Source organism: Limimaricola sp. G21655-S1 (assembly GCF_027213785.1).
In the GTDB taxonomy this organism is placed as follows: Bacteria; Pseudomonadota; Alphaproteobacteria; order Rhodobacterales; family Rhodobacteraceae; genus Limimaricola.
Map to the genome: position 1 here is coordinate 1 of NZ_JAPWGO010000466.1, position 241 is coordinate 241.

The window sequence follows — 241 nt, forward strand, 5'->3', positions numbered from 1 at the left end:
CATGCAGCCAGCAACCCTGCCCGCCCACGCCTGGCTACGCCAGCGGCTGGACGACCTGACCAGCCACCACCCGCAGCTAAGGGTAAGCCTGCGGGTCTACCACGATAACCTGCATGCAGACCCCACCCTGCTGGCACGGGCACTGGATAATCTGCTGAATAATGCGGCCAACTATGGCCAGGGCGAAATCGAGCTTAGCTTCACCGTACTCAATGGCGAACAGCAGTTGAGCGTGTCAGAT

1 pseudogene is annotated in these 241 nt (G+C 60.6%); it reads left to right on the forward strand.

The features are described from left to right. Window positions 1-241: pseudogene (locus tag O4G76_RS21490) on the forward strand (hypothetical protein); the annotation flags it as partial.